25 protein-coding genes and 1 riboswitch are annotated in these 24,284 nt (G+C 63.9%); of the genes, 13 read left to right on the top strand and 12 right to left on the bottom strand.

Annotated elements, in window-relative coordinates:
- Positions 1 to 7 precede the first annotated feature (7 nt).
- Complete coding sequence (locus tag ACSBOX_RS01805; RefSeq protein ID WP_442544524.1) at positions 8 to 472, top strand: phage tail protein; 465 nt, start codon at positions 8 to 10, stop codon at positions 470 to 472.
- 186 nt (positions 473 to 658) lie between these two features.
- Complete coding sequence (locus tag ACSBOX_RS01800) at positions 659 to 1,375, top strand: hypothetical protein (RefSeq protein ID WP_442544523.1); 717 nt, start codon at positions 659 to 661, stop codon at positions 1,373 to 1,375.
- Positions 1,376 to 1,391: 16 nt separating this feature from the next.
- Here the strand turns inward: ACSBOX_RS01800 and ACSBOX_RS01795 are convergent, their stop codons facing one another.
- The gene (locus tag ACSBOX_RS01795; RefSeq protein WP_442544522.1) at positions 1,392 to 2,399 is read right to left on the bottom strand and encodes a dienelactone hydrolase family protein; all 1,008 of its coding nucleotides are present in this window, start codon (positions 2,397 to 2,399) and stop codon (positions 1,392 to 1,394) included.
- A gap of 53 nt (positions 2,400 to 2,452) precedes the next feature.
- Entirely contained in the window at positions 2,453 to 3,550 is a 1,098-nt protein-coding gene (locus tag ACSBOX_RS01790; protein WP_442544521.1) for an NAD(P)/FAD-dependent oxidoreductase, read from the bottom strand.
- Between the two features lie 112 nt (positions 3,551 to 3,662).
- Here ACSBOX_RS01790 and ACSBOX_RS01785 point away from each other — a divergent pair, with 112 nt between their 5' ends.
- Positions 3,663 to 4,109 carry a MarR family winged helix-turn-helix transcriptional regulator gene (locus ACSBOX_RS01785; RefSeq protein ID WP_442544520.1) on the top strand — a complete coding sequence of 149 codons (447 nt, stop codon included), beginning with the start codon at positions 3,663 to 3,665 and terminating at the stop codon, positions 4,107 to 4,109.
- A 4-nt stretch (positions 4,110 to 4,113) separates the two neighbouring features.
- Here the strand turns inward: ACSBOX_RS01785 and cls are convergent, their stop codons facing one another.
- Positions 4,114 to 5,586 (bottom strand): cardiolipin synthase, encoded by a 1,473-nt coding sequence (gene cls, locus ACSBOX_RS01780; protein WP_442544519.1) that lies wholly within the window; start codon positions 5,584 to 5,586, stop codon positions 4,114 to 4,116.
- Between the two features lie 119 nt (positions 5,587 to 5,705).
- Here cls and ACSBOX_RS01775 point away from each other — a divergent pair, with 119 nt between their 5' ends.
- A complete protein-coding gene (locus ACSBOX_RS01775; RefSeq protein ID WP_442544518.1) occupies positions 5,706 to 6,647 on the top strand; it encodes an aminodeoxychorismate lyase in 942 nt (313 codons plus the stop codon).
- An 88-nt stretch (positions 6,648 to 6,735) separates the two neighbouring features.
- Here the strand turns inward: ACSBOX_RS01775 and ACSBOX_RS01770 are convergent, their stop codons facing one another.
- Positions 6,736 to 8,085 (bottom strand): DUF4304 domain-containing protein, encoded by a 1,350-nt coding sequence (locus tag ACSBOX_RS01770; protein WP_442544517.1) that lies wholly within the window; start codon positions 8,083 to 8,085, stop codon positions 6,736 to 6,738.
- A gap of 621 nt (positions 8,086 to 8,706) precedes the next feature.
- On the bottom strand, positions 8,707 to 9,213 hold the full coding sequence (locus tag ACSBOX_RS01765) for a DinB family protein (protein ID WP_442544516.1): 507 nt from the start codon (positions 9,211 to 9,213) through the stop codon (positions 8,707 to 8,709).
- Positions 9,214 to 9,334: 121 nt separating this feature from the next.
- Here ACSBOX_RS01765 and ACSBOX_RS01760 point away from each other — a divergent pair, with 121 nt between their 5' ends.
- The 3 genes from ACSBOX_RS01760 (at position 9,335) to ACSBOX_RS01750 (ending at position 12,149) form a co-directional block, all read left to right on the top strand.
- Positions 9,335 to 10,531 (top strand): SLC13 family permease, encoded by a 1,197-nt coding sequence (locus ACSBOX_RS01760; RefSeq protein WP_442544515.1) that lies wholly within the window; start codon positions 9,335 to 9,337, stop codon positions 10,529 to 10,531.
- A 104-nt stretch (positions 10,532 to 10,635) separates the two neighbouring features.
- A complete protein-coding gene (locus ACSBOX_RS01755; RefSeq protein WP_442544514.1) occupies positions 10,636 to 11,271 on the top strand; it encodes a PRC-barrel domain-containing protein in 636 nt (211 codons plus the stop codon).
- Positions 11,272 to 11,621: 350 nt separating this feature from the next.
- The gene (locus ACSBOX_RS01750) at positions 11,622 to 12,149 is read left to right on the top strand and encodes a cupin domain-containing protein (RefSeq protein WP_442544513.1); all 528 of its coding nucleotides are present in this window, start codon (positions 11,622 to 11,624) and stop codon (positions 12,147 to 12,149) included.
- A 97-nt stretch (positions 12,150 to 12,246) separates the two neighbouring features.
- Here the strand turns inward: ACSBOX_RS01750 and ACSBOX_RS01745 are convergent, their stop codons facing one another.
- A complete protein-coding gene (locus ACSBOX_RS01745) occupies positions 12,247 to 13,278 on the bottom strand; it encodes an ornithine cyclodeaminase (RefSeq protein WP_442544512.1) in 1,032 nt (343 codons plus the stop codon).
- A gap of 160 nt (positions 13,279 to 13,438) precedes the next feature.
- On the bottom strand, positions 13,439 to 13,870 hold the full coding sequence (locus tag ACSBOX_RS01740) for an Lrp/AsnC family transcriptional regulator (RefSeq protein WP_078107421.1): 432 nt from the start codon (positions 13,868 to 13,870) through the stop codon (positions 13,439 to 13,441).
- A 55-nt stretch (positions 13,871 to 13,925) separates the two neighbouring features.
- On the opposite strand from ACSBOX_RS01740, the gene ACSBOX_RS01735 reads away from it, so the two are divergent.
- The 4 genes from ACSBOX_RS01735 to ACSBOX_RS01720 all read left to right on the top strand — a co-directional run bounded on the left by ACSBOX_RS01735 (position 13,926) and on the right by ACSBOX_RS01720 (position 16,397).
- Positions 13,926 to 14,285, top strand: a complete 360-nt coding sequence (locus ACSBOX_RS01735; RefSeq protein WP_241709406.1) for a hypothetical protein — start codon at positions 13,926 to 13,928, stop codon at positions 14,283 to 14,285.
- 115 nt (positions 14,286 to 14,400) lie between these two features.
- Positions 14,401 to 14,513, top strand: a riboswitch (SAM riboswitch).
- A gap of 10 nt (positions 14,514 to 14,523) precedes the next feature.
- Positions 14,524 to 14,781 carry a DUF1737 domain-containing protein gene (locus ACSBOX_RS01730; protein ID WP_028267606.1) on the top strand — a complete coding sequence of 86 codons (258 nt, stop codon included), beginning with the start codon at positions 14,524 to 14,526 and terminating at the stop codon, positions 14,779 to 14,781.
- Positions 14,778 to 15,188 carry a rhodanese-like domain-containing protein gene (locus ACSBOX_RS01725; RefSeq protein ID WP_078107379.1) on the top strand — a complete coding sequence of 137 codons (411 nt, stop codon included), beginning with the start codon at positions 14,778 to 14,780 and terminating at the stop codon, positions 15,186 to 15,188. Before ACSBOX_RS01730 ends, ACSBOX_RS01725 begins: the two co-directional genes overlap by 4 nt.
- Entirely contained in the window at positions 15,189 to 16,397 is a 1,209-nt protein-coding gene (locus tag ACSBOX_RS01720; protein ID WP_442544511.1) for an O-succinylhomoserine sulfhydrylase, read from the top strand.
- Here ACSBOX_RS01720 and ACSBOX_RS01715 read toward each other — a convergent pair.
- Positions 16,394 to 17,641, bottom strand: coding sequence for a glutamate--cysteine ligase 2 (locus ACSBOX_RS01715; protein ID WP_442544510.1), 1,248 nt, complete (start codon positions 17,639 to 17,641; stop codon positions 16,394 to 16,396). The two genes, ACSBOX_RS01720 and ACSBOX_RS01715, sit on opposite strands and share 4 nt — an antisense overlap.
- 241 nt (positions 17,642 to 17,882) lie before the next feature.
- Between ACSBOX_RS01715 and ACSBOX_RS01710 the strand changes: the two genes are divergently transcribed.
- Positions 17,883 to 18,707, top strand: coding sequence for an endonuclease domain-containing protein (locus ACSBOX_RS01710; RefSeq protein ID WP_442544509.1), 825 nt, complete (start codon positions 17,883 to 17,885; stop codon positions 18,705 to 18,707).
- 101 nt (positions 18,708 to 18,808) lie between these two features.
- On the opposite strand, the gene ACSBOX_RS01705 is transcribed toward ACSBOX_RS01710, so the two are convergent.
- Positions 18,809 to 20,332 carry a UDP-N-acetylglucosamine 1-carboxyvinyltransferase gene (locus tag ACSBOX_RS01705; RefSeq protein ID WP_442544508.1) on the bottom strand — a complete coding sequence of 508 codons (1,524 nt, stop codon included), beginning with the start codon at positions 20,330 to 20,332 and terminating at the stop codon, positions 18,809 to 18,811.
- Between the two features lie 308 nt (positions 20,333 to 20,640).
- Between ACSBOX_RS01705 and ACSBOX_RS01700 the strand changes: the two genes are divergently transcribed.
- Complete coding sequence (locus tag ACSBOX_RS01700) at positions 20,641 to 21,138, top strand: GNAT family N-acetyltransferase (protein ID WP_442544507.1); 498 nt, start codon at positions 20,641 to 20,643, stop codon at positions 21,136 to 21,138.
- A 48-nt stretch (positions 21,139 to 21,186) separates the two neighbouring features.
- Here the strand turns inward: ACSBOX_RS01700 and ACSBOX_RS01695 are convergent, their stop codons facing one another.
- The 3 genes from ACSBOX_RS01695 to ACSBOX_RS01685 are packed head-to-tail and all read right to left on the bottom strand — an operon-like array spanning position 21,187 to position 24,241.
- Positions 21,187 to 21,993 carry an energy-coupling factor transporter transmembrane component T family protein gene (locus ACSBOX_RS01695; protein ID WP_078107376.1) on the bottom strand — a complete coding sequence of 269 codons (807 nt, stop codon included), beginning with the start codon at positions 21,991 to 21,993 and terminating at the stop codon, positions 21,187 to 21,189.
- A complete protein-coding gene (locus ACSBOX_RS01690) occupies positions 21,990 to 23,612 on the bottom strand; it encodes an ABC transporter ATP-binding protein (protein WP_442544506.1) in 1,623 nt (540 codons plus the stop codon). The genes ACSBOX_RS01695 and ACSBOX_RS01690 overlap by 4 nt, the downstream gene beginning before the upstream one ends.
- Positions 23,612 to 24,241, bottom strand: coding sequence for an ECF transporter S component (locus tag ACSBOX_RS01685; RefSeq protein WP_442544505.1), 630 nt, complete (start codon positions 24,239 to 24,241; stop codon positions 23,612 to 23,614). The genes ACSBOX_RS01690 and ACSBOX_RS01685 overlap by 1 nt, the downstream gene beginning before the upstream one ends.
- Positions 24,242 to 24,284: the final 43 nt, after the last annotated feature.

Below are 24,284 nucleotides of genomic sequence, written 5' to 3'. Positions count from 1 at the left end.
AGGATGCATGCCGTACATCGTTGACTTCGAGAATGTTTCTACTGTCGGCCTGGAGTCGTCTCCCGTTGCCGAGGCTCTTGCCGGGCTGCGCGCCAACGAAGGCCGCTACTACAGGAACAAGTACGGCCACGTCTTCACAGTGAGCCCTGCGGGCGAGGTTCCGGAGGTGGTGGAGCACGTGAGCCGCATCCTGAAGGAGGAGCGTGACATCGTCATCGGCTCGCGCCCGCTGGAAGCGACCGCCTTCGACGTCGACGGTCTGCGGATGGCCTACGTTTTCTACGAGTCGGGACTGTCGATCAACGTCATGTACAGCATCGAGGCCGGCGGGAAGCGAGCAGTCGGATTCAAGCTTGCCGACGGCATGGAGATTCCCGAAGAACTGGCGCCACGCTTCAAGTTCGCCCGCCAGAAGTCGAAGCTTGCAGGTGTTATCCGCGGATCGTTCTTCGTGATCAAGGGCGAGTACTGAGCGTGCTGACGGCATCCAAGTAGACGACACTCTATTTAGGAAGCCTACTGATTATGTACCGTGGCAACCATCCTATTCATGACTGCTTGGGATCGGTGCGGGGAAAGACCGGCCAGGCGGTTAAGGCAAGGCTGTGCCGGTTACCCCCGGGGAAGGTCATGCCGCCACGAAAATTGGGGTTTACACATGAAAAGAATGCTCGCACCACTCGGGATTGTCTTTGCAGCCGTACTGGCGTTGACAGGCTGCGGCGGTCCCTCGAATCCGGGAACCGCGGCCGCTCCCTCCTCGACGCCGACGCCTACACCGACGCCCACTCAGAAGACGTACACGAATGAAGAACTCGCCTCCATCGTCGCGCAGTTGAAGGACGACCAGGGCAAGCCATTGACTGTGGTGCCCGCTGCGCAGATCGACCAGGGCATGATCGCCGCGAAGCAGATGCTCAAGTCCGCCGTCATCACACCCCCGGCGTGCGCGGCTTTGGCGAACAACAACGCGCAGGTCCCGGACGGGGCGACGTATGCAGCGGGGCAGAGCATCTCGGCGGCGGACAAGTCCATCACCGTGATCACCGCCCTGGCGGTGAAGGATCCCACGGTACTGGGCGGCCAGACGAAGAAATCCAGTGATGCGCTGGCACAGTGTTCTACCTTCACGATCGAGGCGGGAGGGCAGAAGGTCACTACCCAGACACAGCCGTTGCCGGAAAAGACCAGCGGGGACCAGTCGATCGGGCTGTTGACGACCCAGGTCCTGCCGTCGGGCCAGAAGGCCACCACACTGACCGTGACCGGAGTGAAAGGCAACCTCGGGGCCACGGCGATCAAGACGGGCGCCACCGTCACCGCTGACTCCGCGCCGGAACTGGTCAAACTCGTCGACGCAGTCCTCGGCCAGTAATCAGGCGGCGAAGGACTCAGCCAGGCCCGCCAGGCGGGAGGCCCTGAATATTCAGGGTCTCCCCCAGCCAGGCGACGATCGTTTCCAGGCTTTCGGGGTCGAGATGGGCATCCGGATCGTTGTAGCCGTTCCCAGGGGATGCGGCGACTTCGGCCGGGCTCCGCCCGTCCTCCTTGAACACGTGATTCGCGTTGGCCGGGAAGGCGAAGGCCACGTTCGCCATCCCGGCTGCGGTTTCCTTGAGAGGACCGCCGTCGGCGTCTGCGTCGATCTGCACGTCCCTGCCGCCGATCAATACCAGTGTGGGAATCCGCGTCTTGCCCAGGCTGTCGCACGATGACTCGCTCCATAGCTCACGCGCGAAGGGCAGATTCGCCGGGGCCTCGAAGCTCGCGAGGACCATCTTCACGCTGTCGGGCAGGCCGGGGTCGGGGTTCATCGGCTGTCCGGCCGTGTACCGCGCAGCAGCTTCCTCGACTTTGGGCATCAACTCAGCGCCGCCAGGGACCTGGGCGGACTGAAGAGCCAACTGGGACAGCAGCACTGTCTGTATCGCGCGGCCGGGTGGCGCAGCAAGAACGATCCCGGCGAAGGGAACGGCCTGGGTGCTTGTGGCGTAGTGAAGCACATGGAGGGCACCCTCGCTGTTGCCGAGCCCGGCGATTCTTGATGAGTCAACGAAATCCAACCCGGAAAGCACCTGGACGGCCGCCACCAACTCGTCCAGGTGGGATTGCATGCTCAGCTTCCCAATGAGCTTCGTGATGTTGTCCATCACGTGCGGGCCGGACGCCCTTTTGTCATAGCGGATCGAGGCGATACCGGCACGTGCAAACTCCTCGGCAAACAGCCGCCCGCTTCCGTTACTGCCGGGAAGCAGGGGTGAACACCAATCCCGGTCCGTCGGTCCGCTGCCGGCTACGAGGACCACGGCAGGGAACACCCCCTCGCCGTCGGGACGGACAACCGTGCCCTCCATCGTGATGCCGTCCAGCTGCCAGGAAACCTCGATAGAACTCGCCATGCTCCACAGTCTCACGGCGGACGACGAACACGGCACCCTTCCGCCGCAGGCCATCAAGCGCCGAGGTTCAACATTTCGACGTAGCGGTCGATCATCATGTGCTGGCCTTTGATCTCGGAGATCAGTTCCGGACTGGCAATCTCGCCGTCGGGCAGTTGTCCCGAGCCGCCGGACGGCCCCAAGGGAAGGATGATGACGGGCTTCGACGGCGTGTACGCGGCCAATTCCGCGGAGCCCTCGATCTGGGCCTGGATGTTCTTGGCAACCACTGCGGCTTCGCGGCCCGCGACGCCGGCCTTGTTCACGTCGATCGCCGAAATGTCACCCAAGGCGTAGACGTTGTCGAAGCCTACGACGCGCAGTTCGGGGGTGACGTCGAGGTAGCCATCGGCGGTCCGTGCGGCCAGGAGGTCTCCTGCCACGTAGTCGGTCTGCGGGGCTATTCCGTAACAGCGGAACCAGATGTCCGCCTCGATGGCGGTACCGTCCACAGTGTTGATGGTGAACGTGGCGAATTCACCCGCGGGAACCGGAGGCAACTGCACCAGCGGACTGCCCAAAATTCGCCGTACGCCGAGTTCATCCAACTGCCGGTTGACCTCAATCCGCAGCCGTGGATCGTACGGCCCGGGAAGGATGTCCGGCGCAAGATCCACCATCACAATGTCCTTGTCCGGCCATGCCGCCGCGATTTCGCCCGCAAATTCAAGGCCCACCGCCCCGGCGCCCAGCAGCATCACCCTTCCGGCACGTTTGAGGTCGTCATGTGCGGCTTGGTAGCGGGCGATGGCGTCGCTTGTGACCATTCGATCGCTCTTGGCCGGGAAAGGATAGCTGGAACCGCTTGCGAGGACGATATAGTCCGGCGCCAGGCTGGCACCCGAAGCCAATTCGACTGTGTGACCGTCTACCCGGACAGCGCGATCCCGGAGTACCTCACCGTGCCCCAACAGGCGGTCATAAGGAAGGAACATCCGCGGCAGGAAACCGGGTTGGACCACAGACCGGAGAGCCGCAATGTTGTGCACGAAAGCGTCCTTGGGCTCCACCAAGGTAACGGTCGCGTGTTCGTCCAGCGCCTTGGCTACGGAGATCCCGCCGTAACCTCCGCCGATGACTGCCACAGTGGGGTGCGGAGCCTCGTTGTTCATGGCAACTCCTTAGGTAGAAAGCTCACGCTGCTCGGCTCGTGCCGCTCAGATCGTTTATGAAGGACAACGATTCCCCTAAGTCAATAATTTCCTCAGTGATAAGATTTTCCTGATGAGTTCTTCGGCAGCAGGAAAGCAACTGGGGTTTCTCTTGGCACGCCACGGGCGCATCATGAATACGCGCCTCCGCCAAGCCCTTGACTCCTCCGGGCTCAGCCCAAGGCATGCCGTGCTCCTGTGCCGGCTTGACGATTCCGGTCCGCTCAGTCAGCAGGACCTGATCGATATCCTCTCCATCGACGCGAGCGGACTGGTTGCAGTCCTGAACGACCTTGAGCGCGCGGGACTGGCGGAACGACGCCGCGATCGCGCGGACCGCCGTCGCCATATCGTCGAAATCACCGCGGAAGGGAAGCGTGCGGTGGCGTCGATTGAAGTCGCGGTGGCCGACGTCGAGCAGGAGGCCTTTGCCGGATTCTCCGCCGATGAGCTCCAGCAACTCCATGCGCTGTTGTCGAGGATCCACGGCGAACCCGCGGACGAGGCCTGCGAGGACTGAGTCCTTACTGCAGGGTGGCCGTCAGCCGCGCCACGTTGTCCACGTATTTGGCAAGCATTGGCCGGTGCAACCAGCCCTCCAGGGTCAACTCGCGGCACATTTCGCGGTAGCTCGACTCCACGGAGCGCATGCTGTCCACGGCCTCGGCGCCCAGGATCATCACGGACACCTCCATGTTGAGCGAGAAGGAGCGCATGTCCATATTGCTGGAGCCGAGGACAGCCACTTCCTCGTCGATCGTGAAGTGCTTGGCGTGCAGCACGTAGGGCGCGCGGTACAAGTAGATCCGTACCCCGGCCTCCAACAGCGCCTCATAGTAGGAGCGCTGGGCATGGTGGACGAGGAACTGGTCGCCCTTCTCGGAAACGAAAAGCTCCACGTCGACGCCGCGCTGGGCCGCCGTCGTGATGGCGTACAACAGCGAATCGTCGGGCACGAAGTACGGGCTGCAAATCGAGATGCGGTGCTGGGCCGAGTAGATGAGCGTGTTGAACAGGCGCAGGTTGTTTTCGGTGACAAACCCCGGGCCGCTCGGAACCACCTGGGCCGTCATCCGGCCGGGTGTTGCCTGGACCGCGACCTGCAGCTGGTGCTCGAGGGATTCGTCGGTTTCGCTCAGCCAGTCGGTGGCGAAGACGACGTTGAGGGTCGCAACAATCGGGCCCTCCATCCGCGCCATGAGTTCCACCCATTTGCGTCCGGCGCGTCGGTGCTTGGGGTTGTTGTAGGAGGGCTCGATCAGGTTCTGCGAGCCCGTGAAGGCGATTTCGCCGTCGATCACCAGGATTTTCCGGTGGTTCCGTAAATCCGGCCGACGCCACTGGCCGTGGATGGGCAACAGCGGCAACATGCGGCGCCACTGGATCTTGCCGGCCCTGAGCCTGCGGACCAGCCTTCGGTAGCCGGGGATCCGCAGCGTGCCGATGTGGTCGAACAGAAGCCGGACGTTGACGCCGCGCGCTGCCGCGTTTTCCAACTCGGTGAGGAGCTCGTCAGTGACCGAGTCACTGCTCATGATGTAGAACTCCGCATTGACGAACTTCTTGGCCCCCCGGACGGCTTCCGCCATGGCCTTGATGGACTCTTCGTAGCCGGGGATCAGCTCCACGGAGTTTCCGTCCACCATGGGCAGCGAGCCGAGACGCCGGTTCAGTTCGCCGGCCGAGGTCACCCATTCGGGCCCCGAGTATTTGCTCACGGCGTCGGCGAGCGCCGATGTGCCTGCCCGCACCCGATCGTTGACTTCCTCCTGTTGCTCCCGACGACGGCGGGACAAGCGGAAATTGCCGAACAACAGGAACAGGACGAAACCGACGGATGGAACAAGGAAGACGGCCAGGAGCCACGCCATGGCCGTGGTGGGGCGGCGGTTTCCAGGAATGACGCCCAGCAGCACGATGCGCAAAATGATCTCAAAGATGGCCCACGCGCCGAGGAGCCAGGTCCACTCTGCCCCGAACTGAAAAGGAAACAGCACCCACACCCCCACGATCAAAAAGCTATTCAAAGAACCAACAGTCAGCCCAGCCTATCTGGCACACCGCATCCGACCGTCCGTCCCGACCATCCCTCCGGGGGCAGCACTAAGCTGGAAGCATGACTTTACCTGCCTCGACGGTCCTCGTATTCCTGGATCCAGCCTTCGAAAACGGCCGCGTCGCCGATTCCAGCCAGCCGCAGCTCATGGCAACCGACCTGGGCGCCACCCGAGGCGACGGCGTCTTCGAGTCGCTGCTCGCCGTCGCGGGCCGCGCGCGCAAGGTGCAGGCGCACCTCAACAGGCTTGAGAGCTCAGCCCGGGCGCTGGACCTCAACATTCCCGAGCAGGATGTCTGGCGCCGTGCCATCGACACCGCGATCACCGAATTCCGCGACGCCTTCCCCGCCCCAAGCCCGGCCGAGGACGAGGTTGTGGTCAAGCTCTTGGTGACGCGCGGCGTGGAAGGCAGCTCGACTCCTACGTGCTGGATCCAGGCTTCGCCGTCCCCCGCGGGCAGCCGCCGGCAGCGCGAGACGGGCATCGACGTCGTACTTCTTGACCGTGGCTTCGACACGGAGGCGGGCGACCGCGCCCCCTGGCTGCTGCTCGGTGCCAAGACGCTGTCCTACGCCGTGAACATGGCCGCGCTGCGCTACGCCCACAAGCAAGGCGCGGACGACGCCATCTTCACCTCAACTGACGGCCGCGTTCTTGAGGGGCCGACGTCCACGGTGTTGCTGGCCCACGTTGAAACGGTCGACGACGGCGCCGGCTCGGTGCGCACGGTCAAGCGACTCATCACTCCGCAACTGGACAGCGGCATCCTGCCGGGCACGTCCCAGGACGCGCTTTTCACCAAGGCAAAGGCAGCGGGCTGGGAGCTGGGCTACGGCCCGCTGGTCCCGGAAGACCTGTTCGACGCCGACGCGGTGTGGCTGATCTCGAGCATCCGGCTCATCGCTCCCGTGAACCACGTGGACGGCAGGGAGATCGGCACCCCGGCAATGCGCAAGCAGCTGACGGCGGAGCTCAACGAGCTGTTCGCGGGGATCGAGTAGCCCAACTAACTCGCAGTAGTTGTCGTTTAGAGCGCCCTAAACGACACCTACTGCGAGTCACTTGGGTGCAGTGATCTGCTCGCGCAGGTCACAACGTGTCTTCGTCAGCTCTTCCTCCAAAACCGCCTGTCTCCAGGCTGTCCGGAAGGTCAACCGCTCTCTTGAGGCTCTCGCGCCATATGTCCAGCTCGGCGCCGTAACTTGGATTACTCTCAAAAAGCCCTTGGGTAAAGTCGTACTTCTTGGTGAGGAACGTCACGGCCGCGGGCCGGTCCTTGACTGCCAGCGCGAGCAAGCCGAGGAAGCCCCAGGCCGGCGGTCCCATCCAACCGTCAATTCCCCGGGACCCGGCAGGGGCGCCGGTGCCATTTTCGACGTAGGAACGGACCAGCTCGTAGCGACCCATTGAGTCGAGGAACGGGATGATGATCGAAGACAGCCGCTTTGCCAGCGCCTGTACTTCATCCGGGGCAATGCCGTGCTGCTCTGCATGCCTGATATCAAGCGATGCCTCATTGAGATGCGCAGGGTCTTGTGGGGGCCAGCTGGTGCTGAATCGAGTGCCGTAAGAGAGCGCGAACTGATCGAGTCCGAACGATCCAATGGCCACCACATCAACTCGATCCGGGGAGATACGTCGGAAGGTCCGCCCTCTGGCCTTGAACCCGTGCTGTTTGAGGAGCGGGGCGAAGTGGATCCGGACGAGCACGTCCATCGCAGCGCGCGCTTCTCGCGGTGCGGGATCAGCCTTTTGCCGGACGGCGGCCGCCTTGGCTCGGCGAATCGCTTGATCACGCTGGGCAATGACATCTTCGTCAAGCCCCAAGTACTTCCCAATGCGGCGGACGAGATCCCGCCGGGAAAGGTCCTCGAAAAGCTCGGCCAAGACCATTTTGTCCGCAGGCGACGCACGCCCGGCAAGCGAATCGACGGAAGCACTGGCCACACTCAAGGCCAGCGCTCCGGTCATCGCCTGCCCACCACTGGTCGCTGCGCCACGCCTCGCGAGGATTCCAAGGAGCTCCGGCACCCATTCTTCATGCGGCAACTCCTGTGCGGCAAAGACGGCGGACCGAACGAGGTCATCGTTTCCATGGGCAAACAGCATCGCGCCCGAGAACCCAAGCTGGGCGTGCTCATCCGGGGGAACGATGTCGGCATTGGCGGCCAGCCGCAACCATTCCCGTAACAGTTCGCGGGCTGTTTGGAATGAGGTGGCCTCCAGCACGCTTCGACGCCAGGATTTGGAAGGCTTTTGTGGTCCGAGCGTACTGAGCAATCTGACCAAAGGGGCCACCTCATGGGCTGGAAACTCGCGCGCGGCATCCCGGGCCGGCGCTCCCCAGGTATCTCCATCGCGCAATACCGATAGGTCCAAAATGCCGGGCGGCGTGGCCGACGCAAGCACCCGCTCGATCAGGGCCACAGTCTCAGGCATCAGCCATCTGCTCAAACGGGCCGCCACTGGGCCAGGCGCCGGAAGGACCCCCAGCACTGCCCTGTACTGTCTAACGGCAGCAAGCATGCCCTCGGTAGCCCCTCCAGCAAGACAGACCTGTTCAGCCCCGCGGAGTGCCACCACCGCCCGCTGGCCATCGAATCCTTCCATTCGAGCCACGATGTAAACGGCCATTGTGGCTGCATCTGCATCCCACGGGAGTCGGCGCCGACGTAGCTTGGCGATAGCCCTGTCAGCGTGGTAGTTCCGAGCTGGAGACGAAAGAAGAAGAAGCATCGCCGACAGTCGAACTTCCGCGGGGAAAAGCTCATCCGCTGCCAACCTGGGCCAGTCGGTCCAATGCATTCCCGAGCCGCGAATTGCGTGGTCCACCGCCTCCCGATGGCGCTCCAGATCCAACACCGGCTGTTCGTCCATATCGGCTATTCCCCCTTGCTAGACCTGACGCCGAAGACCCGCCTGGACACCAACGACGATGACGCCCCATGATCTTACCCGTTCAGAGTTCGGTCGATTCAGGCAACAAGGAATCCGAGATTGAGTCTTCAATGCGGGAGGAGGCGGAAAGCCCTCATTACCCTCGATGAGGGCGCCGGCGAGCTACTGGCTGAGGATCTGCTCGCGCAGGATGTCTGCGTGCCCGCAGTGTTGCGCCAGCTCCCGGAGCATGTGGAGGTAAACCCAGCGCAGTGGGAGCGGACCGCGTCGGTTGCCGTTGAGCAGGTCGTCAAGTCCCAAGGACGACGTCGCCTGGCGCGAAGCTTCGCATGCCTCGCGGTGTGCTTGCTGGATCGTGGCGATAGTGTCGCCGTCGTCGAGGATAAAAGACTCGTCCGGCGTGGCCGGGATGCCGATCTCTGCGCGGGAACGGCGCGTGATGGCTTCGTCGAACCAGACCTTTTCCACGAAGGTCACGTGTTTCACGAGGCCCAGCAACGTGGTCCGGGACGGGACCAATGACCGCCGGGCCTGTTCCTCCGTCAACCCGTTCAAGCAGTCGTTGAGCGCGCGCCGGTGCTCGTCAATGAAGGCTTCGAATTGGATCCGAATTGGCTGGTTGAGGTTGTCCTCGGCGAGCGTCACGGTTGCACCTATGTTTTCCGTCAAGCAGGGATTCAGTCAGTATCGACGTGATCCGAGCTTAGCGGCTGTCCTGAATTCCGCCGTTGATTGACGCTGGGGGCGCAGTCTTTGGCCTGACGATCGTGCCGGGCAATAGACTCCGTTCATGCGTCTGGCGATCATTGGAGCGGTTCTCCTTGCCTTAGGGGCCGTGGCGATCGCCACGGGTGCCCTGCCTTTCACGGATCTGATGGCACTCGTGGATCGGGTGGCTCCGATTCTGCTGTTCGTCGTCGCGATGACGGTTGTGACTGAGCTGTGCAGCGAGGCCGGAGTCTTCCTTTGGACTGCCCGGCGGCTCCGTTATTGGGGCCGCGGATACAGCATTCTCTTGTGGTTGTTCCTAGCGGTCTTCGCGACGCTGAGCACCGTCTTCCTGTCTTTGGATACAACAGCGGTGCTGCTGACACCAGTGGTGGTCAGCGTGACGCGGCAAGCCGGGCTGCCGGCCCTGCCCTTCGCCTTGACGACGGTGTGGCTTGCCAACACGGCAAGCCTGCTCCTGCCCATTTCCAACCTGACCAACCTTCTGGCCCAGCACAGCCTTGGCGGCATTACTCCGGGCGGCTTTGCCGGCCTGATGTGGGCACCCGCCCTTGCCGCCGTCGTCGTGCCGTTGCTCTTCATCGGTATCGTCTTCCGGCGGGACCTGCGCAACCGCTATTCAAGGATCCCGGTGGTGCGGATCAGGCCGGATCAGCCGGCCGGAGCTGAATCCAGGCCTGCGGCGGACCGGGTCCTGCTCGGGTTCAGCGCCTTGGTCCTGGCGTTGCTTCTGCCTGCGTTGGTGTCCGGGGTTCCAGTATGGATCCCGGCACTGGCCGGGGCTGTTGTGCTGGGTGTGGTGTTCGCTTTCCGGCGTCCGCGGGTCCTGAAGGTGACGCTGATTCCATGGTCCTTGCTGCTGTTCGCTTCCGGACTTTTCCTGGTGATGGAAGCCGCCAGGAATCTGGGGGCTCCCATGTTGCTGAGTCAGTTGGCCGGACAAGGCCAGGGGTTCATGGACCTGGTTCGGCTTGCCGTCACGGGCGCCACCGGTTCCAATGTCCTCAACAATTTGCCTGCCTACCTGCTTGCCGAACCGCTGGCGGGGACGCCTGTGCGGATGGCGGCCTTGCTGATCGGAGTCAATGCCGGCCCGATCATCACCCCCTGGGCTTCCTTGGCCACGTTGCTCTGGCACGACCGGCTCGTCCGCATGAATGTCCTGATCACGTGGAAGGGCTATGCGCTCTTCGGACTGATTGTCGCGCCCCTGACGGTGCTCACGGCGGTGGCGGTCCTGGCAGCCACCGGCCAGTGAGCGCCATCGGCGGGAGCCCTGTCGCTTGGCGTGGAGAATCAAGACAGAATGTAGAACAGCTTGGCCGGTACCGCCGGAACCCTCATACGAGAAGGATGTGCATCATGCTCAGCCTGCAGGACATCGACAACATCGTCCTCAACGGAGGGATTGTTGTGGACTCCGCCGGGGAGAAAATCGGTTCCGTGGAACAGGTCTTCACCAGTGGCGATTCCGGGGATCCGGTTTTTGTCACCGTGCGGACCGGTTTGTTCGGCATGTCCGAATCTTTCGCCCCGCTCTCCGGAGCCAGCCTGGAGGATTCGGTGATCAAGGTGGCTTTCGCCAAGGACAAAGTGAAGAACGGCCCGCGCATCGAGAGTGACCGCGGCGTGATCACGGAGACGCAGGAACAGGAACTTTACAGCTATTACGGGCTCGTGGCAGAGGAATCCAATGATGCCGCCACGGCAAACGATACCGAGGATGCCGGGCTCGCGTCAGTGGCCGCGCCTGTGGACGCCGTCCCCGGCGAGAACGCACCCAAGCTGCCTCTCCCGATAGCGCACGGCGAGCCACATCCGCCGCACGGCGGGCCGCCACCTCCGCATCCTACGCACGGCGGGCCGCATCCCCCGCACGGCGGGCCACATCCCCCGCATCCGCCGCACTTGCACAAACATGTGCCCCGGCCCCCGCATCCCGGCCCGCGGCCGCATCGGCCGCCCGGGCCCTCGCCGGAACCGGGAGACCGTCAATAGCCGCCGCTATCTCGGCCTCCGGCTGTGACTCACGACGGCGGCGCGGGCGTCGGGAGCGATGGCGCCGTCCACGGGCCGGGAAATTTAGCTTCGCGAACTCTATTGTGCCGCCATGGCGCCAGTAGTTAACTAGTCCCGTGAACTCTGCTGGGGAAGGGTGATCTGGCTCTCGGCCCGGCGGGCACCTGGTTTCACGGTGCCGTGGAATCAGCACAGTTGATGGAGGGCATCATGATGAGTGCAGTTTCTTCGTCCCGGAATTTCAATGTCGGTTTTCCCACGCCCGGACCCCCGGATCCGAACAAGATCATCGGCATCACGGTCTGTTCCTCACCGAAGGATCCGGTCACATGACTTCCGCCGCCGAGGACTGGATCAAACGGCTGGACATGTCCCCCGCTGTGGTGGGCGGCTGGTTCGCGCCGGCGCTCGTGAGCAACGAGGACATCGCCGGATCGGCGCTGCCTCCGCGCTTCGGCGTTGACCATCCGCTCTACAGCTCCAATTGGTACCTGCTGGAAGCCAGGGAGGTTCTCCAGTTGCACGCCCTTAAGCAGGACGAATTGTGGTTCTTCCACGTGGGGACACCCATCAGGCTGCATGTGTTTTCACGGGAGCTCGGACTTCAGGACTTCGGCTATACCGAGGCCTTGTTGGGGCCGGATCCGGAGGCAGGCGAGACGCTGCAAGGAGTTGCCCCGGGCTCCACCTGGTTCGGTGCCGAGTTGGCCGGGCCGGGGTTCGCCCTTGTCAGCTGCAGCCTCTCACCGGGATACGAGAGGTCTGACTCCGCGAAACCAACGGCACGGGACATCGAGTCGCTCGTGATGAGGTTTCCCGGGCATGCCGAGCTGATCCTGCGGCTGGCGGCGGAATAGCCGGGGGCCGACGGCTGGCAAACGGGCCGGATGGGCCCTCTAAAAAACGTCTGGTGCGCCGGTTCTGGGGCCGGCGCACCAGGCTTCGCCCGGCTTCTCAGGATCCGAGCGGAGAAAGTGCCCGCACCAAACCGAAAAGGTCCTTAGGGTCGTCGGGATTCGCCACGAGGTCGATCTCCTCGAAGAATTCCGAACCCTCGACGGCGTCGCGGAGATACCGCAAGGCGGAAAAGTCCTCGATCGCGAAGCCCACGGAATCGAATATCGTGATCTGGTCCCTGAAGGTCCGGCCCGGCGCATGACCGCCAAGAACTTGCCAGAACTCGGTGACGGGAAAATCGGCGGACATTTGCTGGATCTCGCCTTCAATCCGCGTCTGGGGATCGTATTCCACAAAGACGTCGCCGAGGTCCAGGATGGCAGCGTCGAGTTCGGTCTTTCCTGGGCAATCGCCGCCGATCGCGTTGATGTGAACGCCCGGAGAAACCTGGTCTGCCTTCAGGATCGTGGCGTTGGCCTTGTCCGCCGTGCACGTGGTGATCACGTCGGCACCTTCCACTGCGTGGGCCGCCGAGCCCGCGATGGTGATGTCGAAGCCGAGGGGAGCCATGTTCCTGACGAACTTCTCCATCGCAGCCGGATCCGTGTCCCAGATCCTGACAGTGTTGATGCCCAGGGCCGCCCGGAAGGCCAGGGCCTGGAACTCCGATTGGGTACCGGTTCCGATCATCCCCATGACCCGGGAATCGGGGCGCGCGAGTTTCTTCGCGACCATCCCCGACGTAGCCGCCGTTCGCAGCGCGGTCAGCACTGTCATCTCCGCGAGGAACGTCGGATAGCCGTTATGGACGTCGGACAGGACACCGAAAGCTGTCACAGTCTGGAAGCCGCGCGCTGGATTCGAAGGGTGTCCGTTGACATACTTGAAGCCGTAGGTTTCCTGGTCACTTGTGGGCATCAGTTCGATGACGCCGAACGGGGTGTGACTCGCCACCCGCGGAGTCTTGTCAAAAGATTCCCATCGCCGGAAGTCGTCTTCCAAGTACTGAACCATCTCCGAAATGATGGTTTCCGGGCCTCGCCCGGCCGTCCAGCGGACCATATTGCGGACATCGACAAAGCGCGTCATGTGCGCTCCTTTCCCTCATAAGCACTGTTGCTACGAGGCTACGGAGTGGCGATATGCATCCACAATTGCCAAAGTACGTACTTTTCATTGAAAAAGTGCACAAAATGACGACGCAAGATGCACACAATGCTCATTCGGCTTGTCTCTGCCAAGCCAGCGGCTACCGCAGGACGGAGCTGAGCAGCAGGCTCGTCTCGCTATTGACGATCCCCTCGATCCCGCGGATCCTTCCCAGGACCTGGTCAAAATCGCTGAGGCTTTCCGTGCGCAGCTCAGCCACAAGGTCCCAGCCGCCATTCGTGGTGTGCAGTGCCCAAATCTCGGGAAGCCCCCTCAGCTGGCGAATGACCCTGTCGGCCGACCTTCCCTCCACGGCAATGAGCGCAATAGCCCGGATCGCAAGTGGATCGACTTCGTCGCGCACCCTCGCGGTGAAACCAACGATGGTTCCGGAGGAGACAAGGCGCTCGAGCCGGCTGTTCACAGTGGCCCTGGCGACGCCGAGCTGGCGCGCGAGGCTCGCGACAGATGCCCGGCCGTCCTCCCTGAGGGCGGAGAGGAGCTGGCGGTCAAGGTCGGTGAGTGCTGCCATAAAGATAAACGTATCGCCCATTCCCCAAGTGGGCCTGAGTCCGTAGGGTATCGACATGAGCATCTACATCAGCCCCGACTCTGCTGCATGGTCGCTGACGGCCATGGCAACTGGTGCGTCAGCGGGATCAATCGATGATGCGAACGGCATGTCCAACTTGATCAAGGAAATCTACGAGACAGAAGGTTTCGAAGCGCTGTCTGGCGTGGTTTTTGCCCTGGCTCATCACAACAGCCTCTCGCTGCACGCACTCGCCACGGCCACCGGGATTTCCGTGCACGAGTTGCTGGAAATCCGGAAGCATCAAGGTTCCACGTTTCATCACTCCCCCACAGGAGTAGCGTCGCGCTTTGATGCCGTTTCACCCCGGGTCCAGGCAAGTCTGGACCCGCTGCCTACAGAAACCGAGGCGTAGGGTCCTCGCCAGCGTGGCCCCACCCACTGGCTCCCCCGCCGGCTGCCTCCCGGTTACGGAACATGACGACGGCCGGTGATGCGGGCCGCCGTCGTGGATGTTATTTTTCTTCTTGAGTAATGAGCACCAGCGCGAAGCCCTGACTTGCTGGTCGGCAACCCTCTCTCCGGCGGGGTGCCTCAGGTGACTACTCGGCGTATCGACACTTTCGAACTGCAAGCGTGACTGAGGAGCACCAATGCCTGAACCCACCGAGGAAAAACTCTCCTACCGTCTCATCACGGGCCCTGACACCAAGGAATTCTGCGAGCGGATCTCCACCGCCCTCGCGGAGGGATACGTGTTGCACGGCAGCCCGGCCGCGACTTTCAACGGCACGGACGTGATTGTGGCGCAGGCCATCGTCCTGCCCGCGGCGATCGCGAGCGCGGATGCCGCCGTCGCCAATGCGGTGGATCAGCTTGACGAGGAGTTCGACGGCGAGGGCCACGCATGAGCTACGCAGGCGACCTCAGCCCGCACGACGCCTGGGCCAAGCTCGAGCAAGGCGCCATCCTGGTGGACGTCCGCACCGAAGGCGAGTGGGCACACATCGGGATCCCGGACACGAAAGCCACCGAGAACGATCCCTTGTTCATCCAGTGGAACCTGGCCGGCGGCATCCCCAACACCCGTTTCATCGAACAGCTGACGCAACAGGCTCCTGAGGCGGACGGCACCGAACTTGTCTTCCTCTGCCGCTCCGGCCAGCGCTCCATCGCCGCCGCGATCGCCGCAACCCAGGCCGGCTACACCGCCTACAACGTCCTCGAGGGTTTCGAGGGCGAACCGGACCGCTACGGCGAACGAACCGTGAATGGCTGGAAAAACCGTGGACTTCCGACGAACCTGGGGAACATCTAAGTGACTTTCAATCCTGACGCCGCCGGCTGGAGCCCTGACACCCAGGCAGTCCGCGGCGGTCTTGACCGTACCAACTTCCAGGAAACGTCCGAAGCCGTCTTCCTGAACTCCGGCTTCGTCTACGAGTCCGCCGCGGCCGCCGAGCGAGCGTTCACGGGCGAGGACGAACGCTTCGTCTACTCCCGTTACGGCAACCCCTCCGTCGCCACCTTCCAGGAGCGCCTCCGCCTGCTCGAAGGCACCGAAGCGTGCTTCGCGACGGCGTCGGGCATGTCCGCGGTCTTCACCGCCCTCGGTGCGTTGCTGGCTGCCGGCGACCGCGTGGTTGCCGCCCGCTCGCTCTTCGGTTCCTGCTTCGTGATCCTCAACGAGATCCTGCCGCGCTGGGGCGTCGAGACCGTCTTCGTCGACGGGCCGGACCTGGATCAGTGGCGTGCCGCGTTGTCCGAGCCGACAACGGCAGTGTTCTTCGAGTCGCCGTCGAACCCCATGCAGGAAATCGTGGACATCGCCGCGGTGAGCGAGCTTGCCCACGCGGCTGGCGCCACCGTCGTCGTCGACAACGTCTTCGCCACCCCCTTGCTGCAACGCTGCGGCGATCTCGGCGCAGACGTGATTGTCTACTCGGGCACTAAGCACATCGATGGCCAAGGCCGGGTCCTTGGCGGAGCGATCCTGGGCACCAAGGAGTTCATCGACGGGCCGGTCAAGCAACTCATGCGGCACACCGGGCCGTCCCTTTCCGCGTTCAACGCCTGGGTCCTGACCAAAGGCCTGGAGACGATGGCCCTGCGCGTCAATCACTCCTCGGCATCTGCTTTGCGGATCGCCGAATGGCTTGAGGCACAACCGGCCATCAGCTGGGTCAAGTACCCGCTGCTGAAGTCGCACCCGCAGCACGAGCTCGCCGCGAAGCAAATGAAGGCCGGCGGAACCGTGCTCACCTTCGAACTGCTCCCCTCCGCGGGGCGATCGGCGAAGGAGGCTGCCTTCGCGCTGCTGGACGGGCTCGCCGTCATCGACATCTCGAACAACCTGGGCGACTCCAAGTCCCTCATCACCCACCCCGCCACCACCACGCACCGCGCCATGGGTCCGGAAGGCCGCGCAGCAATTGGCCTGAGCGACGGCGTCGTGCGGCTTTCGGTGGGGCTGGAAGATGTGGACGACCTCATCGGGGACCTTGAGCGGGCCCTCAAACAGGCCTAGCCCGGCGCTTCGCGCCAGTCTTGGCGCACCCAGGTGAGGACGGGCTGCGGCTTGGTGTCGCTCTCGTCCCGCTCTGAGCGCATCGTGATCTGAACAGCGTGCTCGACGACGGCGGCCAGCCCGGCGGCGTCGGGCGCGTCCCCGTTGGTGCCGCTCCAGCGCCCGGCAACACCACGCTGTTCGATGGCGCCGTTGCCACGGCCCAGAATGGCTGCCACGCCGGTTTGGACCAAGTCGAATTCACCCTGTTCGGCGAGCACAGGTTCCAGATACTCCACCAAGGACCAGACGACGTCCGCGGCGGGCTCCGGGCGGAAGGTCCCGAAGTCCAGCAGCTCGGTGCGCAATCCGAAGTTGCTTGCCTGCCAGGACGCCATCCGCAAAAGCGCAGTGGGCACGGCCGCCGGCTCTATTCCGGCATGGTACTCACGAACAGAAGTCTCAACCAAGGCCCTGACGAGCACCGCGATGAGCGCCGCATCCTCGGCCCGGAGGCAGACGTCGGCCACGCGGACCTCCACCGTGGGAACGTGCCGGGACAGCCTTGCGTCGAAGTAGACCATCCCCTCGTCCAGCAACACTCCCGTTTCAATGAGCCTCCGGACAACCCGCCGGTAAGCAGCCAGGGACCCGAAGATGGCTGACGGCCCGGACGAAGGCCAGCGGTTCCATGCCTGCGTCCGATAGCTTTCAAAACCCGTGGCCAGCCCCCGCCAGTAGGGAGAATTGGCGCTCATCGCCGTGAAGACCGCGAGCTTGTCCCGGATCCGGTCCAGGACCATCACGCCTTCCTCGGGGGACTCGATCGAGGTGTGTACGTGGAATCCGCACGTGAGCTGTTCGTGTGCGGTGATGCCGAAGCGTTCGAGCATGATGGCATACCGGGGATCCGGAGTGGTGTGCAACGCGGCGTCCACGGGCGACGTGGCCAACGCGGCGATCCGCGCGCCGTGGCGCCGTGCGGCGTGACTCGCGAGGCCCCGGCCCCTGCGGATCTGGTGTAAGAGCTCGGCATAGCTGCGGCATGGCCGGGTCTGGGTTTCGATCTGCTCAAGCTTGAGCTCGTGGCTTAGGCCGGTATCGGGGCCGTCGACCTCTTCAAGGGTGGGTTCGGGACCCTCGTGGGCCGGGCCCTCAAGGCCAAAATCTGCGGGGCCTGAGAGGAGCGCGTCGGCAAGGGCGAGCGGCTCGCCGGTCACGGGATCGACGATGAGCAATTCCTCTTCCACACCAAAAGTGCGCACGGAACAATTGTGCGCCATGGCAGCCTTGCGGAGACAGATCGGGATTTTGCGGGGCCACTGAAGGATTCTGCAGGATCATTCAGCTAGTGTCGCCTCCGAGCCCGAAATTCCGCCGCTTGCATTCCCATCCCGGCGAATGATCGTGCAAAATCCGACACCCGACCACTCCTCCCCAGCCCGGTTTGTCCACATGGAGCCATTTCCGGGCCAATGCGGGCTGAAATTGTGGCTAGCTCGATCCATGGATCCCCTGGACTTCTTGAAATCGCTCGGTGGCGTGGCCCGGGTTGGCTTACTGCGTCGGGAAGGTTACTCGGAGCGCGCCGTGCGGGGTCTGTCATTTGCCGGGGCACACCAACCGCGCAAGGGTGTGTGGGCATTACCAGATGCGGATCCCGAGTTGCTTCACGCCATCATCGACAACTCACTCCTGACGTGTGCATCCAGCGGTTCCCGTTACCAGCTTTGGCTCAAGGATCGGCCGGCGCGCCTTCATCTTGCCAGCAAGCATCACCGCAGCCGACGCTTCGCCACGCATGGCCAACTTCGCTTCGAGCCTGACCGGCGCCTGCCCATCGCCAGCATTGAGGACACCGTCATTCACGGACTGACCTGCTTGAGCGAAGTGGATGCTATCGCCATGGCGCAGTCCGCCATGCAGCATCACGGTGTGCCCAGAGTAGTTCTCGAGTCCGAAATGACTGCCAAATACTTCGGAACCGCCCGGAAACGACTGGCAAAGGCTGACGGTCTATCGGAGTCCGTGCCCGAGATCAGCGCCCGCATCCTGTTCGACTCGGCGGGGCTCAAGTTTCGCCGTCAAGTCAAGATCGCCGGCGTCGGGCGGGTCGACTTCCTGATCGAAGACTGGCTCATTGTCGAGATTAACGGCTTCCAATTCCACGGTTCTCGCGAAGCCTGGCGCAAGGACATGAGCCGGTCCAACACCGCGCAAATCCAGGGTTATGCAGTTTTGAGCTACCCGCCCGAACAAATATGGAACAGTCCAGAGATGGTTCTCCGGGAGATCCTGGCCATGCTGGAGCGTGGGCGCCCGCGTGTGTGAAGGATTCCGCTGGATCATTCTGCTGTACAAACCCGTTGAGCCCCACGACTCCGCGGGGCGCGAACCCGTCGTAGCGAATGATCCTGCAGAATCCGACGCCGTCAGTCCTGGAAGTACTCGATCTTGGCGCCAATCGTGTTGAGCCGCTCGGCCAGGTCCTCGTAGCCGCGCTCGATCACGTAGATGTTGCGCAACTCGGACGTGCCGCGGGCCGCCAGCATGGCCAACAGCAGGCAAGCTGCAGGCCGGAGTGCCGGGGGGCATCCGACTTCCGCGCCACGCCATTTGGTGGGCCCATTGACATAGATGCGGTGCGGATCGAGCAGTTGAACCTGGGCGCCAAGCTTGTTGAGCTCGGTCAGGTAGATCGCCCGGTTCTCGTAGACCCAGTCGTGGATCATGGTCTGGCCCTCGGCATTCCCGGCGATGACCGCGAAGAACGGCAAGTTGTCGATGTTGAGCCCGGGGAACGGCATCGGGTGGATCTTGTCCTCCGGTGCACGCAATCGCGATGGCTTGGTGGTGACATCCACCAGGCGGGTCCGCCCGTTGCGCGCGAAATACTCCCCGGAGATGTCGAGTTGCTGGCCCATCTGCTCAAGCGTGGCCAGTTCGATCTCCATGAATTCGATGGGGACCCGGCAGATGGTGACTTCCGAATTCGTCACGATGCCCGCGGTGATCAGGCTCATGGCCTCGATGGGGTCTTCCGACGGGAAGTACTCGATGTCGACGTCGATCGCCGGACGGCCCGTGATCTTGACGGTAGTTGTCCCGATGCCGTCGATCACCACGCCGAACCTCTGCAGGTAGAAGCAGAGGTCCTGCACCATGTAGTTGGGGCTGGCATTACGGATCACGGTGGTACCGCTGCGGTGCGCGGCAGCCATGATGGCGTTCTCGGTCACGGTGTCTCCGCGCTCCGTGAGCACGAACGTGCGGTTGTCGCCGTCGGCCGGCGGGGCCTGCACGGAATAGAAGCCGGACTTGGCCTCCACCGAGAGCCCGAACTGCCGCAACGCCTGCATGTGCGGTTCCACGGTTCGGGTTCCGAGATCGCAACCGCCGGCGTAGGGCAGTTGGTACGAGGCAGCCTCATCGAGGAGCGGGCCGAGCAGCATGATGACGCTGCGGGTTCGGCGTGCGGCTTCCACGTCCATGGAGGCGAGGTCCAGGGTTTCCGGGCGGCGGATGCGCAGATCGTTGCCGTTCAGCCAGGTGCATTCGACGCCGATGGAGGTCAAAACCTCGACGATCCGGTTGACTTCTTCGATCCGGGCAAGCCTGCGCAAGGTGGTGGTGCCGCGGTTGATGAGGCTCGCGCAAAGCAGTGCGACGCCGGCATTCTTGCTGCTGTTGACGTCCACCGAGCCGGAGAGCGTGCGTCCGCCTTCCACGCGCAAGTGGGTCATCTGCCGTTTTCCGACCTTGACGATGGTCCGCCCGAAGATCGACTCAAGGCGCTCAATCATGCGGAGGCTGAGATTCTGCTTGCCCTGTTCCATGCGGGCAATGGCGCTTTGGCTGGTGCCCAGTTCCGAGGCGAGCTGTCCCTGCGTCCAACCCTTTTCGCCGCGGGCGTCGCGAAGAAGGAGACCTACATGTTCGGCAGTGGGTTGAGTCATGATCAATAAATATCACAGATGGTCTATTGATCGGATATTTTGTGACGCAACACGCCGATTCGGCCGTATACTAGTCGCCTCGTGCGATATTTTCGCCCTCGGGTCTACGTTACGATGACCCGTGGTCGCAGGAGGACGGTTGCCGGAGGACGGCCACTCACGGGGTACAACGAACCGCGGGGTCAACAAAATTCCCCGCCGGGTTCCAGGCCACCGGACGCGCCAGGGGGTTGACAGGTTCCGGGCCGCCGCGGCAGGCTCTCTCGAGTGAGCCCCCCAGCGATGCGTCAGACCCCGCTTCGAGTTTCGTGAGCACGGAACTCAAAGCCGCGGTCCGCCCTGCCATAAGCAGCGACATCGCCCGCATCCTCGACGTCGAGGCCCAAGCGGGCCGTCCCCTTCCGGACCCGGGCAAGCTGGCGGCAGCCATCGACGACGACGCCCGCCTCGTACTGGTCGCTGGCACCCGCGGAACATCCGACGTCGGGGGCTTTCTTGGCTGGGGGAAGACCCACTTCTGGGGCTTTGACGAGGGGACGGCCCCCACGGGACAGTATCTGGGCGGCCTTACAGTGCGGCCGGATTATCGACGTAACGGCATCGGGACGGCCCTCACCCAAGCCCGGCTGGATTGGATCTGGCGCCGCGCGCCGGAAGCCTGGTACGTCGTCAACGCGTCCAACCTCGCGTCAATCGAACTTCATCGTCGATGGGGTTTCGCGGAGGTCGCCAGGGCGTCGAGATTCCACACGACAACGTTCGACGGCGGCGTCGGCATCCTCATGCGGGCGGCAAGACCCAAGTAACTCGCAGTTGTTGTCGTTATGAGGCGCCATAACGACAACAACTGTTAGTCAGTTGGGCTGCTTCAGCCAAACGAAGTGCCACGTCCCTGCCCATTGGGCCGCGAGCACGGCTGCGGCTGCGATGACCACCCCGCCGGCCAGAACCCAGACGTCCAGGCGGCTGTAGCTTGATTCGCGCGCCCACGTCCGCTGTCCGCCGCCGAAGCCCCGCGCCTCCATGGTCACGGCCAAGCGGGACGCCCGGCGGATCGCCTGGACCAGCAGCCCGAAGCTTTGGCCGAGCATGGCCTTGACCCGTTGCGGCGGGCTCCCGTGCGAGCCGACACCTCGCGCGCGCCGGGCCATGCCGATGGTCTGCCACTCCTCCGCCATGAGCCCCACGAGCCGCAGCGCGGCCAAGGTACCCAGGACAAAACGGTGCGGCAGTTTCGCCTTCTGCGCCAGCGCATCGGCAAGATCGGTGGGGTCGGTGCAACTCATCAGGAGGATGGCCGGAAGCGCTATGGCAAGGCCGCGCAGCATGAAGCCGACGCCCAGCTGGAGCGAGCCTTCGCTAATTGACCAGATCCCGACGTCGAGCAGTGTCCTGCCGCTGCCAGCCGACAGGATCGCCGTGCTCCAGCCGCCCAGCACCGCCGCGATGATCAGGGGCCACCCGCGCTGCCAGAGCAAGCGCACGGTAAGGCCTGCGAGCGGGAACAACGCCAGTTCGCCCAGGAGCGCCGTCGAAGCCGACACCAGGTCGATGGACAACGCCAGCACCAGGGTAATCAGGAAGACCGACACAAACTTGGCCAACGGATTGGCGCGTGTCAGGAGGGCATTGTTGCCGCGCAGGGTCAGGGCTTCCCTCATGCCGCACCTGCTTCCTGCCGGGCCCCGCCTTGGAAAGCAGGCTCGAGCCGCATCTCGGTGCCACCCAGGACGGAGCTGAATTCCTGGTCGTGGGTCACGGACACCACGGAGGTTCCTGCGTCGAGCAGTTCGGACAGGAACGAGGCAAGCTCGGCCCACGTGTTCGCGTCCTGGCCAAAGGTGGGTTCGTCCAGCACCAGGACGCGGGGGTGGGCGGCTAGCACCGTGGCCACGGATAGCCGCCGCTTCTCGCCCCCGGAGAGCGTGTACGGATTGGCGTCCACCAGATGCCGCAGGCGGAGCCGCTCCAGCAATTCGTCTACGCGCTCCTCGCCATGGCCAAGGTGATTGGGGCCGAACATGAGCTCGTCGAGCACGCGGCCGGTGACAAATTGGTGCTCGGGCTCCTGGAAGACCGTCCCGATGCGCGAGATCAACTGCTGGGCCTTCCACTTGAACGGGTCCGTGCCGGCGCCGTCGCTGAGCCCGACGGCGGCAACCACCGTGCCGGACACCGGCGCCAGTAGCCCCGCGAGGGTCAAAGCGAAGGTGGATTTTCCGGCGCCATTGGGGCCTGTGACGGTCAGTGCCTGCCCGGCGCGCACCTCGGCGTCGAGACCGGACTGCACGGGAAGCGGCGGGATCGTCGTGAAACCCCGGCGCCGCGACCGCTCACGGGACACCGCGAGCTCCCGGGTGGCGAGGAGCAACTCGCCGGCGTTCCGTGCCCCGGAGCTGCCCCCGGAACCGGCCGCAGTTCCCGAACGTGGCCGGGTGGCCGGGACGTACCCGGGGACCCAGACGCCCGCAGCAATGAGCATGTCCCTTGCTTGGACCAACACCGTCTCCGGATCGCCGTCCAGGAGAACCGCCGGCGTCGAGCCTTCCGTGGAGGAGGAACTGCCCGGCTGGAGCACCACGATCCGGTCCACGAGGTCTTTCCAGACGGAGACCCGGTGCTCCACCACCACCAACGTGGCGCCGGTCTTGTCGAGGCAGCGGCCCACGGCGTCGCGGACCTCCAGCACGCCCGCGGGGTCGAGGTTGGCGGTCGGCTCGTCCAGAAGGATCAGGCCCGGCCGCATCGCCAGGATACCGGCCAACGCAAGGCGCTGTTTCTGCCCGCCCGAGAGGGCCGACGTCGGGTGGTCGAGCGCAAAGTTGCCGCTGGCACTGCCACCGGCACTACGCCGCAGCCCGACGTCGTCGAGCGCTTCACCGACGCGCTTCCAAATCTCCTCCCGGGGCACGCAAAGGTTCTCGGCACCGAACGCGACGTCGTCGCCCAACCGGGAGAGCACCACCTGGGTTTCCGGGTCCTGCTGCATGAGTCCGGCACGGCCGCGCTGGGCCTTTGGCGAAACACCGTCCACGAGCAACGAGCCGGTCTCGTCGGCGTCGTCCCCTTCCTCGCCCAGCACGCCTGCCAGGGCATGCAGGAGCGTCGACTTGCCCGCGCCCGAGGGGCCGAGCAGCAGCACGCGCTCTCCCGGACGGATGTCCAGGTCCAGGGCGTGGATGGCCTGCGTGGTGCGGCCAGCGTGGCGCCAGCCCCAGCCTTGCGCGGAAATGGCGGCGGGTCGCACCACGGCAGAGGTGCCGGAATCAGGACTGGGCATCAGGAAAAGACGGGCTCCGAGGCGGCCTTGCGGGACGCGAACGCGCTCAGGACGCCGGTCCTTGCCAGGCCACGGGTAGCGATCCAGGACAGGCCTCCGGCAATGACGGCCCCGGAGATCGTGCAGAACACGATGTACGCGAGCTTGTCGACCGGTTCGTAGGCGATGTTCCAGCCCCACGGCAGGAAGGAGTCGTTCAGGCCGCAGAACAGGCCCGCGCCGGCACCGGCCAGCAGGGACACCGGCAGGTTGAACTTCTTGTACATGAAGGCCAGGAAGATGAGTTCCGCGCCAAGGCCCTGGAGCAGACCCGAGATCAGCACCGTGGTGCCGTACTGGTTACCCATGATGAGCTCGCTGGTGGCGGCCACAATTTCGCAGAAAATTGCCGCACCGGGCTTGCGGACGATGAGCATGCCCAGCACTGCCGGAATCATCCAACCGCCGGCGATCAGGCCGCCCAACGGAGGGTAACCGGCGGTCGCTGGGGTGACGACGAGAGCCATCTGGTCCCATGCCCAGAAGATCACGCCACCGGCGATGGAGATCAGCGCCGCCACGACAATGTCCACGACGCGCCAATTGTAGGCAGGCTTGGTGAGGCCCGTCCTTGCAGAAATACCAGTCATTTTGTCCTCCTGAGGAACAGGAGGGGAAAGTGTTCCCGGTTGC

The organism is Arthrobacter sp. KN11-1C, assembly GCF_052180225.1.
Classification (GTDB): Bacteria; Actinomycetota; Actinomycetes; order Actinomycetales; family Micrococcaceae; genus Arthrobacter.
Note: the sequence above shows the minus strand (reverse complement) of the source record. Positions and strands in the feature narration are given on the sequence as shown.

Bases quoted from the DNA above. Each gene is read 5' to 3' on its own strand.
- ACSBOX_RS01805 (WP_442544524.1), top strand. From the start codon at position 8: ATGCCGTACATCGTTGACTTCGAGAATGTTTCTACTGTCGGCCTGGAG.
- ACSBOX_RS01800 (WP_442544523.1), top strand. From the start codon at position 659: ATGAAAAGAATGCTCGCACCACTCGGGATTGTCTTTGCAGCCGTACTG.
- ACSBOX_RS01795 (WP_442544522.1), bottom strand. From the start codon at position 2,399: ATGGCGAGTTCTATCGAGGTTTCCTGGCAGCTGGACGGCATCACGATG.
- ACSBOX_RS01790 (WP_442544521.1), bottom strand. From the start codon at position 3,550: ATGAACAACGAGGCTCCGCACCCCACTGTGGCAGTCATCGGCGGAGGT.
- ACSBOX_RS01785 (WP_442544520.1), top strand. From the start codon at position 3,663: ATGAGTTCTTCGGCAGCAGGAAAGCAACTGGGGTTTCTCTTGGCACGC.
- ACSBOX_RS01775 (WP_442544518.1), top strand. From the start codon at position 5,706: ATGACTTTACCTGCCTCGACGGTCCTCGTATTCCTGGATCCAGCCTTC.
- ACSBOX_RS01770 (WP_442544517.1), bottom strand. From the start codon at position 8,085: ATGCCTGAGACTGTGGCCCTGATCGAGCGGGTGCTTGCGTCGGCCACG.
- ACSBOX_RS01760 (WP_442544515.1), top strand. From the start codon at position 9,335: ATGCGTCTGGCGATCATTGGAGCGGTTCTCCTTGCCTTAGGGGCCGTG.
- ACSBOX_RS01755 (WP_442544514.1), top strand. From the start codon at position 10,636: ATGCTCAGCCTGCAGGACATCGACAACATCGTCCTCAACGGAGGGATT.
- ACSBOX_RS01750 (WP_442544513.1), top strand. From the start codon at position 11,622: ATGACTTCCGCCGCCGAGGACTGGATCAAACGGCTGGACATGTCCCCC.
- ACSBOX_RS01745 (WP_442544512.1), bottom strand. From the start codon at position 13,278: ATGACGCGCTTTGTCGATGTCCGCAATATGGTCCGCTGGACGGCCGGG.
- ACSBOX_RS01740 (WP_078107421.1), bottom strand. From the start codon at position 13,870: ATGGCAGCACTCACCGACCTTGACCGCCAGCTCCTCTCCGCCCTCAGG.
- ACSBOX_RS01735 (WP_241709406.1), top strand. From the start codon at position 13,926: ATGAGCATCTACATCAGCCCCGACTCTGCTGCATGGTCGCTGACGGCC.
- ACSBOX_RS01730 (WP_028267606.1), top strand. From the start codon at position 14,524: ATGCCTGAACCCACCGAGGAAAAACTCTCCTACCGTCTCATCACGGGC.
- ACSBOX_RS01725 (WP_078107379.1), top strand. From the start codon at position 14,778: ATGAGCTACGCAGGCGACCTCAGCCCGCACGACGCCTGGGCCAAGCTC.
- ACSBOX_RS01710 (WP_442544509.1), top strand. From the start codon at position 17,883: ATGGATCCCCTGGACTTCTTGAAATCGCTCGGTGGCGTGGCCCGGGTT.
- ACSBOX_RS01705 (WP_442544508.1), bottom strand. From the start codon at position 20,332: ATGACTCAACCCACTGCCGAACATGTAGGTCTCCTTCTTCGCGACGCC.
- ACSBOX_RS01695 (WP_078107376.1), bottom strand. From the start codon at position 21,993: ATGAGGGAAGCCCTGACCCTGCGCGGCAACAATGCCCTCCTGACACGC.
- ACSBOX_RS01690 (WP_442544506.1), bottom strand. From the start codon at position 23,612: ATGCCCAGTCCTGATTCCGGCACCTCTGCCGTGGTGCGACCCGCCGCC.
- ACSBOX_RS01685 (WP_442544505.1), bottom strand. From the start codon at position 24,241: ATGACTGGTATTTCTGCAAGGACGGGCCTCACCAAGCCTGCCTACAAT.